Origin of the sequence: Duganella zoogloeoides, assembly GCF_034479515.1 — a bacterium.
GTDB classification, from domain to species: domain Bacteria; phylum Pseudomonadota; class Gammaproteobacteria; order Burkholderiales; family Burkholderiaceae_D; genus Rugamonas; species Rugamonas zoogloeoides.
Genome location: NZ_CP140152.1, coordinates 57581 through 70827, shown reverse-complemented (window position 1 = coordinate 70827; position 13247 = coordinate 57581). Strand labels below are relative to the sequence as shown.

At 65.2% G+C, this 13247-nt stretch carries 13 protein-coding genes; 3 read left to right on the top strand and 10 right to left on the bottom strand.

Annotated features, from left to right (window positions below; genetic code table 11):
• Window positions 1–82: 82 nt before the first annotated feature.
• From astB to SR858_RS00285, 6 genes are all read right to left on the bottom strand, one after another.
• Window positions 83–1423 (bottom strand): N-succinylarginine dihydrolase, encoded by a 1341-nt coding sequence (astB, locus tag SR858_RS00310; RefSeq protein WP_019923602.1) that lies wholly within the window; start codon window positions 1421–1423, stop codon window positions 83–85.
• Between the two features lie 12 nt (window positions 1424–1435).
• Window positions 1436–2932: a succinylglutamate-semialdehyde dehydrogenase gene (gene astD, locus SR858_RS00305; RefSeq protein WP_019923601.1), complete on the bottom strand. Its 1497-nt coding sequence runs from the start codon at window positions 2930–2932 to the stop codon at window positions 1436–1438.
• Window positions 2925–3980 carry an arginine N-succinyltransferase gene (astA, locus tag SR858_RS00300; RefSeq protein ID WP_019923600.1) on the bottom strand — a complete coding sequence of 352 codons (1056 nt, stop codon included), beginning with the start codon at window positions 3978–3980 and terminating at the stop codon, window positions 2925–2927. Before astA ends, astD begins: the two co-directional genes overlap by 8 nt.
• Before the next feature lie 13 nt (window positions 3981–3993).
• Window positions 3994–5031 carry an arginine N-succinyltransferase gene (locus SR858_RS00295; RefSeq protein WP_019923599.1) on the bottom strand — a complete coding sequence of 346 codons (1038 nt, stop codon included), beginning with the start codon at window positions 5029–5031 and terminating at the stop codon, window positions 3994–3996.
• A gap of 181 nt (window positions 5032–5212) precedes the next feature.
• Window positions 5213–6451, bottom strand: a complete 1239-nt coding sequence (locus tag SR858_RS00290; RefSeq protein ID WP_019923598.1) for an acetylornithine/succinyldiaminopimelate transaminase — start codon at window positions 6449–6451, stop codon at window positions 5213–5215.
• Window positions 6452–6590: 139 nt separating this feature from the next.
• The gene (locus tag SR858_RS00285; RefSeq protein ID WP_019923597.1) at window positions 6591–7529 is read right to left on the bottom strand and encodes a GlxA family transcriptional regulator; all 939 of its coding nucleotides are present in this window, start codon (window positions 7527–7529) and stop codon (window positions 6591–6593) included.
• 80 nt (window positions 7530–7609) lie between these two features.
• Here SR858_RS00285 and SR858_RS00280 point away from each other — a divergent pair, with 80 nt between their 5' ends.
• The 3 genes from SR858_RS00280 to SR858_RS00270 all read left to right on the top strand — a co-directional run bounded on the left by SR858_RS00280 (window position 7610) and on the right by SR858_RS00270 (window position 9271).
• Window positions 7610–8083, top strand: a complete 474-nt coding sequence (locus SR858_RS00280; RefSeq protein ID WP_026637596.1) for a MarR family winged helix-turn-helix transcriptional regulator — start codon at window positions 7610–7612, stop codon at window positions 8081–8083.
• Window positions 8080–8358: a hypothetical protein gene (locus SR858_RS00275; protein WP_019923595.1), complete on the top strand. Its 279-nt coding sequence runs from the start codon at window positions 8080–8082 to the stop codon at window positions 8356–8358. Before SR858_RS00280 ends, SR858_RS00275 begins: the two co-directional genes overlap by 4 nt.
• Before the next feature lie 76 nt (window positions 8359–8434).
• Entirely contained in the window at window positions 8435–9271 is an 837-nt protein-coding gene (locus SR858_RS00270; RefSeq protein WP_019923594.1) for an HDOD domain-containing protein, read from the top strand.
• Window positions 9272–9378: 107 nt separating this feature from the next.
• Here SR858_RS00270 and SR858_RS00265 read toward each other — a convergent pair whose 3' ends face one another.
• The 4 genes from SR858_RS00265 to SR858_RS00250 all read right to left on the bottom strand — a co-directional run bounded on the left by SR858_RS00265 (window position 9379) and on the right by SR858_RS00250 (window position 13207).
• Window positions 9379–10026: a glutathione S-transferase family protein gene (locus SR858_RS00265; RefSeq protein WP_019923593.1), complete on the bottom strand. Its 648-nt coding sequence runs from the start codon at window positions 10024–10026 to the stop codon at window positions 9379–9381.
• 62 nt (window positions 10027–10088) lie between these two features.
• A complete protein-coding gene (locus SR858_RS00260) occupies window positions 10089–10784 on the bottom strand; it encodes a helix-turn-helix transcriptional regulator (protein WP_026637595.1) in 696 nt (231 codons plus the stop codon).
• Between the two features lie 10 nt (window positions 10785–10794).
• Window positions 10795–11808: an ethanolamine ammonia-lyase subunit EutC gene (locus SR858_RS00255; protein WP_019923591.1), complete on the bottom strand. Its 1014-nt coding sequence runs from the start codon at window positions 11806–11808 to the stop codon at window positions 10795–10797.
• Between the two features lie 7 nt (window positions 11809–11815).
• A complete protein-coding gene (locus tag SR858_RS00250; RefSeq protein ID WP_019923590.1) occupies window positions 11816–13207 on the bottom strand; it encodes an ethanolamine ammonia-lyase subunit EutB in 1392 nt (463 codons plus the stop codon).
• Window positions 13208–13247 lie beyond the last annotated feature (40 nt).

Sequence of the window (13247 nt, the reverse complement as noted above, 5' to 3'; positions counted from 1 at the left end):
TGTTGCTTGTGGCGTCAAGGTGTGGTGATGCGGTATTAGACCAGCTTTTAAAACTTCGCGCCCATACCAGAAGGATTGCAGGTCAACTCAAATCGTACAGGTCGGGCAAATCCAGGATCCGGCTCAAATCTTCCAGCGCCGTGCACACCTCGATCGCCAGTTGCGGGTCGGCCAGGTCATCCGGCGACAGGCTCTCGCGGTAGTGCTTTTCCACCCACGCCACCAGCGTGTGGTACAGCGCTTCGGTCATCACCACGCCCTGGTGCATGGCCAGGCTTTCCGCCTCGGTCAGCGCCACGCGCAGGCGCAGGCATGCCGGGCCGCCGCCGTTGCGCATCGACTGGCGCAGATCGAACGTGATCAGTTCATCGATCGCGCCCTGCTCGGCCAGCAGGCCTTCCAGGTAACGCGCCACGGCGGCGTTTTCCTGGCATTCCTGCGGCACCACCAGCGCCATCTTGCCGCCATCCTTGGTCAGCAGCTGGCTGTTGAACAGGTAGCTGGCCACGGTGTCGGCCACCGCCACCTGCGATGTCGCCACGCGAATCGGATTGAACTGCGCTCCCACCTCGCCCACCGCGCGGCGCAGCCGCTCGATGGCGTCCGCCTCATTGGCAAACGCCTGCTCGTGGTAGAACAGCACATTGCCGTTGCCGACCGCGATCACGTCATTGTGGAACACGCCCTGGTCGATCACGTCGGGGTTCTGCTGCACGTACACGGTGCGCTCGTGCGACAAGCCATGCAGGCGCGCCACGGCTTGCGAGGCTTCCAGCGTTTGCCGCGCCGGGAAGCGCTTGGGCGCCAGCGCCGCCGCATCGAACTCGGTGCGGCCATAGACGAACAGCTCCACGCCGGCACTGCCATGGTCCTGGGCAAAGCGCGTGTGGTTGGCCGCGCCCTCGTCGCCGAACGCCGGGGTACCGGGCAGCGCATCGTGCACGGCAAAGTGTTTTCGATCGGCGAAGATGGCGCGCAGGCTGCGCGCCGACTGCGTGTGCTCGAAGGCGCGGTGCAGCTTGTTGTTCAGGTTGGCGGCGGTGAAATGCGCGCGCCCGTCCGCGCTGTCGGCCGACGGACTGACGGTCGCCGCATTCGCGGTCCACATCGGTGACGCCGAATACGCGCTGGCCAGGATTACCGGCGCGTCTTTCGCAGCCTTGGCCAGCACCTCGGCGTCGGTGCCGGTAAAACCCACGCTGCGCAGCAGGCGGAAGTTGGGGCGCACCTGCGGCGGCATCACGGCCTGGCCGAAGCCGCGCGCGGCCAGCGCGCGCATCTTGGCCAGTCCCTGCAAGGCGGCCAGCTTGGGATTGCTCGCGCTCTTGACGTTGTTGAACGAGGCGACGTTACCGAACGACAGGCCGGCGTAGTTGTGCGACGGGCCGACCAGGCCGTCGAAGTTGAATTCGCGTGCGGGCATGGTGGAGCTTCCTTAGAAGTGCATGCCGGGCGACAGCTTGGCCGGCAGTTCCAGTGCGGGGTTTTCGATCGAGGCAACCGGGTACGCGCAGTAGTCGGAAGCGTAATAGGCGCTCGGGCGATGGTTGCCGGACTTGCCCACGCCTCCGAACGGCGCGGTGCTGGCGGCGCCCGTGGTCGGACGGTTCCAGTTGACGATGCCGGCGCGCGCGCGCACCTGAAAAATCTTCCACAGGTTTTCGTCGTTCGAGATCAGCGCCGAGGCCAGGCCGAATTCGGTGGCGTTGGCGGTGCGGATGGCCGCGTCGAAATCGGCCACGCGGATCACCTGCAGCAGGGGGCCGAACCACTCTTCGTCGGGGATGTCCTCGGCATCGGTCACATCGACGATGCCGGCCGTGACGAAGCCGGTGTTCTCGTCGAGGTGGCGCATGGCGAGCAGGCTCACGCCGCCCTTGGCGACCATGTCTTCCTGCGCCTGCACCAGCCGTTTGGCAATCGCAGAGGAGACGACGGGGCCCATGAACGGCGCCGGTTCCGCGTTCGAGGCGCCCACCGTCAGGCGGCTGGCCACGTCCACCAGGCGGGCAATCAGTGCGTCGCCGGCAGGCCCCTGCTGGACGATCAGGCGGCGCGCGCAGGTGCAGCGCTGGCCGGCCGAGATGAACGCCGACGACACGGCCATGAACACGGCAGCATCGATATCGTTCGCATCCCAGATCACCAGCGGATTGTTGCCGCCCATTTCCAGCGCCAGCATCTTGCCCGGCTGGCCGCCGAACTGCTTGTGCAGCGCGGTGCCGGTGGGGCAGCTGCCGGTAAACAGCACGCCGTCGAGCTGCGGATTCTGGCCCAGCGCGATGCCGGTCTCGCGGCCGCCGTTGACCAGGTTGATCACGCCGGCCGGCAAGCCGGCCTGCTCCCACAGCTGCACGGTCTTGATCGCCGTGCGCGGCGCGTATTCGCTCGGCTTGAAGACCACGGTATTGCCGGCGATGAGCGCCGGCACGATATGGCCGTTGGGCAGGTGGCCGGGGAAGTTGTACGGTCCGAACACGCCGAACACGCCGTGCGGGCGGTGCCGCAGCACCGCCTCGCCATCGGCCACCTTGTTCTGCGTGAGGCCGGTGCGGGCGTTATAGGCCTGCACCGAGACGTCGATCTTGTTGGCCATGGTGGTCACCTCGGTGCGCGCTTCCCACAACGGTTTGCCCACTTCCTCGGCGATCAAGAGCGCCAGTTCTTCCGCATCCTGTTTCAACAGGTCGCGGAAGCGCAGGCATACCGCGATGCGTTCTTCCAGCGGTGTCAACGCCCATGCTTCGAATGCGGCTTGCGCAGCGGTGCAGGCCGCATTGACATCCTGGGGCGTCGATTCGCGGCTGGCCCAGGTTTGCTGGCCGTTCGATGGATCGACGGTGACCAGTTCGGCGCCGCCGCCCACCGACCACTGGCCGTTGACGAAGTTGCTCAGGACATTGCTCAGGGGGTTGTTCACGGTATTAAACATGGGGATTCTTCCTCGGATTGAGCGACAGGGTGCGCACGGCGTCGCCGTCGGCGCAGCGCAGGGCGTCCTGCTCCGCTGCCGACAGCGCCACGGCGCCGTTCACTGGCGCGGTCTGCGACAGGATCATGCGGAAATCGTGGAGCGTGGTGTTCGATACCAGCAGCGGCTCCGGGTCGGCCACGGTGGCGCACGCGGCATCGGGCGCCACCGTGGTACCGACATGCGCCAGCACGCTGTCGCGCATGGCGCGCAATTCGGACACGCGCGCCTGCAGCACCGGGCCGGCGTCGAAAATATCGACGTAGCCTTCGAAATACAGGCCCTCCTGTTCCAGCAGCCGGCGCGCCGGCGCGGTGGACGTGTGGACCTTGCCGATCACCTCTTGCGCATCGTCCGGCAGGTAGGCCACATACAAAGGCTGGCGCGGCATCAGCTCGGCGATGAACGATTTTTTGCCGACTGCGGTGAGCGCATCGACATGGTCGAAGTCCATCTTGAAGAAGTGGCGACCCAGCCCTTCGTAGAACGGCGAGCGGCCGTTTTCTTCCTGGTAACCGCGCATTTCGGCGATCAGCTTTTCGGTAAACAGGTGCGGGAACTGGGCGATGAACAGGAAGCGGCTTTTCGACAGCAGCTTGCCGTTGTTGCCGGTGCGGTAGTCGGGGTGCAGGAACAGCGAGCACAGTTCGGTGCTGCCGGTGAGATCGTTCGACAGGTACAGCGTTTCCATGCGCGTGAACACGTCGATCTCGCGGCTCGAGTGCACCAGGGTGCCGATGCGGTAGTTATAAAACGGCTCGTTCAGGCCCACCGCACCCTTGATGGCGCACACGCCGGCCAGGCGGCCCGTGTCGGTATCTTCCATCACGAACATGTAGTCGCGCTTTTCGGGCGCGATGGTTTCGGCAAACGAGGCGACCGCGATCGCCAATCGGTCGCCCATCATCTTCATGTCGGGCTTCAAGGTGGTCATGCCGCTGCCGACCTGCGTGGCCATCACGTACAGGGCGTCGAGGTCGTCGGCTTGGATGGCGCGTACTACTAGCATAGGTGGTCCAGTCTCAGATTCGGACGCAGATGACGGTGTCGCCGTCCGCGATGTTCAGCGTGTCCAGCACCTCTGCCGGCAAGGCCACGGTTACCTGCGCTTCGAGCGCGGCGCAGTCGGCGATGACGGCGCGGAAGTTGTGCTCAAAGCCGGACGAAATGGCGTAGCGCACCTGCGGTTCGCGGCCGCGATCGCGCAATTCCGGCGCCACGGCGGCGCGCCGTTGCAGCGCGCCGGTGAAGGTGCGCAGCGAATTTTTATGGGCCTGCAAGATCGGACCGCCATCGAAAATGTCGATATAGTCGTCGGCCTCGAAACCTTCGGCCGTGAGCAGATTGAACGCCAGTTCGCCCGACGGATGGATCTGGCCCATGGCGGCCTGGGCGTCGCCCGGCAGCAGCGGCACGTATACCGGATAGTGCGGCATCAGTTCCACGATCAGGGTGCGGTTGCGGGCGCCACCGATCACGCGTTCGGCATCGAGAAAATCCATCTGGAAGAACTTGCGGCCCAGCGCATCCCAGAACGGCGAACCGCCATTGGCATCGGTAACGCCGGCCAGCGGCACGAAGAAGCGGTCGGAAAAGCGGTGCGGCGCCAGCACGGCAAACATCAGCCGAGCGCGCGACAGCAGCGCCGCTTCAGCCGTGCCCTGTTCGCGCTCGCCCACGTAAAAGCTCGACAGCTGCGAGTAGCCGGTGAGCTCCGAGCACAAGGTGAGCGCATGCACGCTGTGGCTGATATTGAGGTCGCGCGAGACTTGCTGGATGACGTCGTTGCGGAACGAAAAATAGGTGCCGTTGGACCCGGCAGCGGCAAAGATGGCGGCGGTGCCGGCAATGGCGCCATCGGCCAGGTTTTCCAGCACCAGCAGGTACGATTCCTCGCTGGCGATATCGACCTGCGCGGCAAAGGAAGCGATCGAACCCTCGATCATGGCGAGGATTTTCTCGCGTGTCTTGGGCAGGGTATGCACTCCCGGCATGGGTACTGCGGCCAGCGCCTCGAGGGCGCCGATATCCGCTAGTTCGACCGGACGGACTACATACATGGGAACTCCTTCGGTAGGGGGCTCGAAAACCTACTGCGCGGGGCGCTATTGCCTCTGCGTTGCTCAGCGTACGTCCGTACGCTTGCGCTACTCGAGACAATATCGCGCCGCTCGCTACGGTTTTCGAGGCCCCCGTTAGGGTACAGGCAAGGCGCCCACCCGGAAACGTCGGCGGCGAAATTTACGCCTTCAGCAAACCATCGATCGACAGGCGCAGGATGCGGTCGGCTTCGGCAATCTGCTCGTCGGTGACGATCAGCGCCGGCGCCAGGCGCAGCACGTCCATGCCGGCGATCAGCACCATCAGGCCGTTCGCTTCAGCGGCTTTCTGGATGTCTTTCGAGCGGCCTTTCCAGGCGTCGGTGACCACCATGCCCAGCAGCAGGCCGGCGCCGCGTACCAGCGCAAACACTTGCGGGTAATCGGCGATCAATTGCTCCATGGTGCCGCGCAGCTTGTCGCCGGCCTGTTTCACGCGCGCCAGGAACTCGGGCTGGTTGATGGTTTCCAGCACGGTCAGCGCCACCGTAGCGGCCAGCGGGTTGCCGCCGTAGGTGGTGCCGTGGCTGCCCACGCCCAGGGTGGCCGCCAACTCATTGGTGGTCAGCATGGCAGCGACCGGGTAGCCGTTGCCCAGCGCCTTGGCGGACGTCAGCACGTCCGGGGTGATGCCGTAGGTCATGTAGTGGAACAGGTCGCCGGTACGGCCCATGCCGCATTGCACTTCGTCGAAGATCAGCACGGCGCCGGTCTGGTCGCACAGGTCGCGCAGCGCTTGCAGGTAGGCTTGGTCGCCCGGCACCACGCCGCCCTCGCCTTGCAGCGGCTCGACGATCACGGCGCACACGTCATCGGTAATCGCCGCGCGTGCCGCTTCGATATCGTTGTAGACGATGTGGTCGATCGACGGTGGAAGCGGCTCGAAGCCTTCGGTGTACTTCGACTGGCCACCTACCGAAACGGTAAACAGCGTGCGGCCGTGGAACGATTGCAGGCACGAGACGATGCGCGACTTGTGCGGGCCGAACTTGGCGTGCGCGTATTTACGGGCCAGCTTCAGTGCGGCTTCGTTGGCTTCGGCGCCCGAGTTGCAGAAGAAGGCGCGATCGGCAAACGTAGCTTCGGTCAGTGCCAGGCCCAGGCGCAGCACCGGCTCGTTGGTGTAGCCGTTACCGAGGTGCCACAGGGTGTTGGCCTGGCGCGTCAGTGCCTCGACCACGACCGGGTTGCAGTGGCCGAGCGAGTTGACGGCGATGCCGGACGTGAAGTCCAGGTAGTGCTTGCCATTCTGGTCCCACAGGTCCAGGCCAGAGCCTCGGACCGGAACCATCGCTGCCGGTGCGTAAGTAGGCACCAGGACTTCGTCATACGTCTGACGCGTCACAGGACGGGTGGTAGCGGTCGTATCTTTGGCGTTCATGGCATTCCCTTATTCATGTTGGAGAGTACTTGGGTTGCGCGCGGCAACGTGCCGCGAGACCCATTATAAAAAGCCGCATGCTAAAACTCTTTTCTAATGGCGACAAGGTTTTTCACTTTTGGCCGTCAGGAAAGCTTGCCTAATTGGCGAGTTTACGCTGACGCTCTTCGCGGGGGGTATTGCCGAATAAAGCACCGAACGCCGTGGAAAAATGCGAGCCCGATGAAAAGCCGCACATCAGTCCCACCTGCACGATCGAGTGGTTGGTTTCGAGCAGCAACTGGCGCGCACGTTGCAGGCGCAACTCCAGGTAGTAGCGCGACGGCAGGCTGTCGAGGTACTGCTTGAACAGGCGTTCGAGCTGGCGGCGCGACAGGCCCACCAGGTTGGCGATGTCGTCGGTGGACAGCGGTTCCTCGATATTGGTTTCCATCAGGGTCACCGCTTCCGACAGGCGTGGCTGCAAGGCGCCGAAGCGGGCCTGCAGGGCGATGCGCTGGCGCTCGTCGTGGCTGCGCACGCGCTCGATGCACAGGTTTTCCTTGATCGCCGCCTGCACCGTGGCGCCGCACAGGTGCTCGACCAGGGTCAGCGCGAAGTCGATGCTGGCGGCGCCGCCGCAGCAACTGAGGTGACGGCCGTCGAGTTCGAACAAGTGCTGGCTCAGGATGGCGCGGTCGGTGATGCTCTCGGTGTCGCCGTACAGCGCCCACGGCAGCGCCACGCGCACGCCGGCCATCACGCCCGCCAGCGCCAGCCAGAGCACGCCGGCGCCCACGCCGCCCCAGTATTCGGCGCTGCGGATGCGCTCGATCACGGCGCGCGCCAGCTCCGGCGCCATGGTGCGGTCGGCGTCGTCGGCCACCAGCAGTGCAATCTGCCAGCCGGGCTGGGCCAGCACCACTTGCGCAGGAGTCATGGTTTCAAGCTGGAAGGCGTCGCGTCCCAGCATGGCGGCGGCCATGCGCAGCGGTTGCACCAGGCCGGCCCAGGTGAGCGCGTCGGCCTCGCCCGCATTGACCAGCAGCACGCGCAGCGGCCGTTGGCGGGCCAGGCCGGACAGGTTAGCAAAGGACATCGATACGCTGGGGCATGAATGGAAGTTCACTATAGTACCCGCCCCGGCTGCAAATTGCGAACCAGCTATAATCACGCCCCATGGGCGAACGATATTTGAAAAGTGTCCGGCTGCTGGCCGAGTGCATGCAAAGCTTTGAGCGCAGCTCGGCGGAACACGCGCGCGCCTGCGGTCTGACCCATGCGCAGTTCGACATCATCGCCACGCTGGGCAATACACCGGGCATGTCGTACAAGGAGCTGGGCGAGAAAACCCTGATCACCAAGGGCACCATGACCGGCGTGATCGAACGGCTGGAGCAGAAAGGCCTGGTCGAGCGCGAGCGCAGCGACTGCGACAAGCGTTCGTTTTTTGTCCGGCTCACGGCCGCCGGCGAGGCCACGTTCCACACGGCGTTTCCGGCAATGGTGGCGATGGGCCGGCAAATGTTTGCCGATTACAGCGACGAAGACTACGCGGCCCTTGAAAAAAATCTCGCCAGGCTTAAGAATGCCGTCATGGCTGGCGCCAATCACTGTGCGCCCATCACCGACCCAACCAAGGAAATCATTTGAAAACTGCTCTGATCGACGGCGTCAAGCCGGCAAAATTCGACAAACACATCATCGGCAACCTGCTGCTCAACGTCGCCCACGAGGACGAAGTGCGCCTGGAAAAGCTGTTGATCGGCGTGCGCAATGAAGAAGGCGAAATCTTCCGCCTGATCGGCGCAACCAAACCGAACAGCTATATGAACGCGGTGGAAGAGCTGGAAGACCTGGGCCTGGTGGACGAGCTCAAGGGCATGGACAATACCGACGGCTACGACGCCATCTTCAGCGAAGAGTAAGACAGTTTAAAAAGTCTTTACATAAAAGTTCTACCAAAAAGTTCTACGGAGCAATATTCCGCGTATAATTTTTCGGATGGACAGACTCGACGCATTCAAGGCCATCGCTCAACAGGCTGGCCGCGGGGAATTGACCTTCCCCGCCAACGTCAACGCTTCGCTGCGCTTGCAGCAGGCATTGAACGATCCCGACTGCCACGTGGAAGCGGCAGCCAAACTCATCCAGGCAAACCCGTTGCTGGCCGCGCGCAGCGTGGCGATTGCCAACTCGGCGGCCTACAACCGCTCCGGCATCGAGATCACCAGCGTCAAAACCGCCGTGCAACGGCTCGGCGTGCGCACCCTGCAATCGCTGGTGGCGGCCCTGATCGTGCGCCAGATCGGCAGCGAAGTCACCAATCCCGCCCTCAAGCAGCAAATCAACCAGTTGTGGGAGCACACGGCGCACGTGGCCGCGCTCGCGCAGGTGATCGCGCGCCGCGTCACCCGGGTCGATCCGGAAACCGCGCTGTTCGCCGGCATCATGCACGAGGTGGCGGGCTTTTACATGCTGTCGTGCGCCGGCGACTACCCGGAGATCATCGACGGCGAACCGGAAGACTGGGTGGACCATGGCGAGATCGAGATCGGCCGTGGCGTGTTGACCCGGCTGGGCGTACCCGACGGCGTGTTCCAGGCCATCGAGGCGATGTGGGCCGGCCTGCGCGCGATTCCGCCGGAGACACTGGGCGATACCCTGCTGCTGGCCAACGACCTGTCGCCCGTGCCGTCGCCGCTGTACCAGCCGCGCGCCAACATCAGCGAACAGGGTGCTCGCACCATCGACTTCCTGATCGGCGACGGCTCGCTGCATGGGATCATGCTCGAATCGGCCGAAGAAGTGCGGTCGCTGTACTCCGTGCTGATGATGTAGGCAAAAAAAAGCCCGCTGGGTAGCGGGCGAAGTCCAAAACTAGGGATCTCCTCCAGAGGAGATGACTGAACAATATCAGCTCTGCGTGACTCGCTCCGTGCGCCACTTCACACAAGCGCACCATTCGTTTCCAAATCCAAATCTTTTTCGGTCTGGCGCCATGCCGGCAGCTGGCGGATGCGCGCGTGCCATGCCGCCAGGTGGATGTAGCCGTCCAGCGGCAGGCGGGCCTGCCGCGTGTACATCAGCGGCGCGGCCAGCGCGAAGTCGGCCAGGCTCAAGGCGTCGCCCGCGACCCAGGCATGGGCGCGCAGGTGCCGGTCCAGCACGGCCGCATGCCGCGTGAGGTCGTAGGTGCCGCGCGCCACTTCGAGCGGATCGCGGGCGCCGCCACCGGTCATGCCCTTCCAGATATTTTCCCAGGTGAGCACGCTGATGGCCGGCGCGAAGTGCTGGCACGCCCACAGCATCCAGCGGTTGACATCGGCGCGCTGCGCCGGGTCGCGCGGGTACAGCGCCGCGCCGCCCGCCGTGGTGTCGGCCAGGTACTGCATGATGGCGCACGATTCCCACAGGATGAATTGGCCATCCTGCAGCACCGGCAGCATGCCGTTCGGATTGAGCTCGGCCAGGCGGCGGCGGTCGCCCGCGTCCATCAGGCTGATTTCGGTCAGATCGAGCCGCACGTCCAGGTGGATGGCGGCCATCATCACGCGGCGGGAGTTGGACGAGATCGGGTGGTGGTACAAGCGCATGCGGTGCTCCGTGTGGTGTGTAGAAGAGCCACGATGGTAGCGGTGCGGCGCGCCAGTTTCTGTCAGGAGTCGGGGCGGATATTGTGTTCGCGGCGCCAGCTGGCCAGCAGCTCGTGGCGGCGGGTCGGGTAGCGCTCGCGCGTGGTCTCGACGGTGGCGATGCGGTCGATGCGGAAATGGCGGAAACCGGCGCGCAGCTCGCACCACGCGGCCAGCAGGCGCTTGCCCTCGAAAAACGCCAGCGCGAACGGCCACACCATGCGCTCCGACGGCTGACCGTGCTCGTCGCAGTAGCCAATGCGCAGCCGGTGCTGGTAGCGGATCGCCTCGCGCACCGGGCCCACGTGCTGTTCTTCGACCGGCTGCCGTTCCATGCCGAGCGGCACCCATAAACTGGTTTCGGCCATGTCGTCACGTAAATCTTTCGGCGTGGCGGCGGCGATGCGGGCCAGCGCGGTCTGGGCGGCAGCGGCGAGCGCGGCGTCGCCCTGGCCGCGCACCCAGCGCGCACCGAGCACCAGCGCTTCGAGCTCGTCCATGTTGAACATCAGCGGCGGCAAAAAGAAGCCGGTCTTCAGGCGGTAACCGACACCGGCCGCGCCTTCGAGCGGCGCGCCGAGGCTGCACAGGGTCTGGATGTCGCGGTAAATGGTGCGCTCGGAGACGCCCAGCTGTTCGGCCAGGCGGGCGGCGGTGACGGGACGGCGGTAGCCGCGCAAGGCATCCATCAGCTGGAAAAGTCGGGTGGTGCGGCTCATGTTGTGGATGTTAGTCGAGCAGGAAATTACGCCGCGAAGACGCCAGCGCCGGATCGTCGTCCGAGGTTTCATCCTTGAGCGCCACACCCGATAACTGGCGGCGGCGCGCTTCGGACAGCAAGTAGTGCAGCTTGAACGCTGCCGCCTCCCAGGTCAACCCCGCCGGCCGCACATTCGAGATGCAGTTGCGGCTGGCGTCGGTGAGGCCCACGCGCGGCGCCCAGGTCAGGTACAAGCCCATGCTGTCCGGCGAGCTCAGGCCAGGACGTTCGCCCACCAGCACCAGCACCGCGCGCGCACCGAGCAATTCGCCCACCTCGTCGCCCACGGCGACGCGCCCCTGCAGCACGACGGCCGGCGGGGCAATCGTCCATTCCTCGAGGGCGAGGCGCGCCGCCAGGCAGCGCAGGAATGGCAGCACGTTTTGCTCGATGGCCAGCGCCGACAGGCCGTCGGCGATCACGAACGCCAGGTCGTAGCCGGCGGCTGCGGGTAGCGGTGGCGGCTGTGCCGCTGACGGTTGTGGTTGCGACTGTGCCGCTGGCGACCGTGGCTGCGTTTGCGGTTGTGACGGTGCCGCTGACGGCTGCGGCTGCGGCTGCGGCTGCGCGTATTGTTGCAACAACTGGCGCGAGGCATCATCGAGCCGGCGCCCCAGGTCGGGCCGTTGCAGGTAGATGTCGCGGCTGGCGGCGCCGCTGTGCAGCGCCAGCGCGGGTTGACCGCTCAGTTCCTGCAAGCCTTCGAGCAGCGGCGCCACGTCGAGCGCCTGGTGCACGGCGTCACGCGCGCGCGCATGGGCCAGCTGGAACGCCAGTTGCGGCGCGGTCGGCTGGCTCACGCCGACACGTCCCAGCGCGATGCGCGCGGCGGTGAAACGGCGCAGCGCGGCCCATGGATTGGCCACTACCAGCGCGTCTTCAACGTTCGCGTTGGCTGCGGCGGTTTCGGTGTCGGCGTTGGCGTTGGCGTTGGCGTTGGAGTTGGCGTTGGCGTCAGTCTGCCGGCATTCGAGTTCGCTCATGGCGCCCTCACGTCAGTTGCGCCAGCGCGCGCTGGAACGAGGGCGGCATGGTGCGGCCCAGCGTGGCGCGCTCGTCGCCGGTAAAAATTTCCATCTGCTTCAGCCATATTTCAAACTCCGGTGCGGGTTTAAGGCCCAGCGCGCGGCGCGCGTACAGCGCGTCGTGGAACGACGTGGTCTGGTAGTTGAGCATGATGTCGTCCGAGCCCGGAATGCCCATCACAAACGTGCAGCCAGCCGCGCCCAGCATGGTGAGCAGGATGTCCATGTCGTCCTGGTCGGCCTCGGCATGGTTGGTGTAGCAGACGTCGCAGCCCATCGGCAGGCCCAGCAACTTGGCACAAAAATGGTCTTCCAGCCCGGCGCGCACGATCTGCTTGCCGTCGTACAGGTACTCGGGGCCGATGAAGCCCACCACCGAATTGACCAGCAGCGGCTTGAACTTGCGCGCCACCGCATACGCGCGCGCTTCGCACGTTTGCTGATCGACGCCGTGGTGGGCATTGGCCGACAGCGCACTGCCCTGCCCCGTTTCGAAATACATGACGTTGTCGCCCACGGTGCCGCGCCCCAGCGACAGCGCGGCCTCGCGCGCCTCGCCCAGCAGCGCCAGGTTGAGGCCGAAGCTGGTGTTGGCGGCCTCGGTGCCGGCAATCGACTGGAACACCAGGTCGATCGGCGCGCCGCGCTCGATGGCGGCAATCGTATTGGTAACGTGGGTGAGCACGCACGACTGGGTGGGGATGGCGTAGCGATCGATAATTTCATCGAGCATGGTGACGATTTTTATGACTTGCGGGACGTTGTCGGTGGCGGGGTTGATGCCGATCACGGCGTCGCCGCTGCCGTACAGCAGGCCGTCGAGCAGGCTGGCGGCGATGCCGGTGGCGTCGTCGGTCGGGTGGTTCGGTTGCAGCCGGGTGGCCATGCGGCCTTCGAGCCCGATGGTATTGCGAAAGCGCGTGACCACGCGGCACTTGCGGGCCACCAGCACCAGGTCCTGGATGCGCATGATCTTGGACACCGCTGCCGCCATCTCGGGCGTAATGCCCGGAGCGACGGCGGCCAGGGTGGCACTGTCGGCGGCGTCGCCGAGCAGCCAGTTGCGCAGGTCGCCCACGGTGAGATGGGCGATGGGGGCGAACGCGGCGGCATCGTGGTCGTCGATGATCAGGCGCGTGACCTCGTCGTCCTCGTACGGCACCACCAGCTCGTTCAGGAACAGCCGCAGCGGCAGGTCGGCCAGCGCCATTTGCGCCGCCACCCGCTCTTCGGCACTGGCGGCGGCCAGCCCCGCCAGCGCGTCGCCGGAGCGCATCGGCGTAGCCTTGGCCATTAAATCTTTCAGGTCGCGGAACTGGTACGTCCGGTTGCCCACGGTGTGCGAAAAGCTGCTCATTGCGCCCGTCTCCCGAAAGTCGTCGTGGTGCCGATGGTAC

Bases quoted from the DNA above. Each gene is read 5' to 3' on its own strand.
- astB (WP_019923602.1), bottom strand. From the start codon at position 1,423: ATGCCCGCACGCGAATTCAACTTCGACGGCCTGGTCGGCCCGTCGCAC.
- astD (WP_019923601.1), bottom strand. From the start codon at position 2,932: ATGTTTAATACCGTGAACAACCCCCTGAGCAATGTCCTGAGCAACTTC.
- astA (WP_019923600.1), bottom strand. From the start codon at position 3,980: ATGCTAGTAGTACGCGCCATCCAAGCCGACGACCTCGACGCCCTGTAC.
- SR858_RS00295 (WP_019923599.1), bottom strand. From the start codon at position 5,031: ATGTATGTAGTCCGTCCGGTCGAACTAGCGGATATCGGCGCCCTCGAG.
- SR858_RS00290 (WP_019923598.1), bottom strand. From the start codon at position 6,451: ATGAACGCCAAAGATACGACCGCTACCACCCGTCCTGTGACGCGTCAG.
- SR858_RS00285 (WP_019923597.1), bottom strand. From the start codon at position 7,529: ATGTCCTTTGCTAACCTGTCCGGCCTGGCCCGCCAACGGCCGCTGCGC.
- SR858_RS00280 (WP_026637596.1), top strand. From the start codon at position 7,610: ATGGGCGAACGATATTTGAAAAGTGTCCGGCTGCTGGCCGAGTGCATG.
- SR858_RS00270 (WP_019923594.1), top strand. From the start codon at position 8,435: ATGGACAGACTCGACGCATTCAAGGCCATCGCTCAACAGGCTGGCCGC.
- SR858_RS00265 (WP_019923593.1), bottom strand. From the start codon at position 10,026: ATGCGCTTGTACCACCACCCGATCTCGTCCAACTCCCGCCGCGTGATG.
- SR858_RS00260 (WP_026637595.1), bottom strand. From the start codon at position 10,784: ATGAGCCGCACCACCCGACTTTTCCAGCTGATGGATGCCTTGCGCGGC.
- SR858_RS00255 (WP_019923591.1), bottom strand. From the start codon at position 11,808: ATGAGCGAACTCGAATGCCGGCAGACTGACGCCAACGCCAACTCCAAC.
- SR858_RS00250 (WP_019923590.1), bottom strand. From the start codon at position 13,207: ATGAGCAGCTTTTCGCACACCGTGGGCAACCGGACGTACCAGTTCCGC.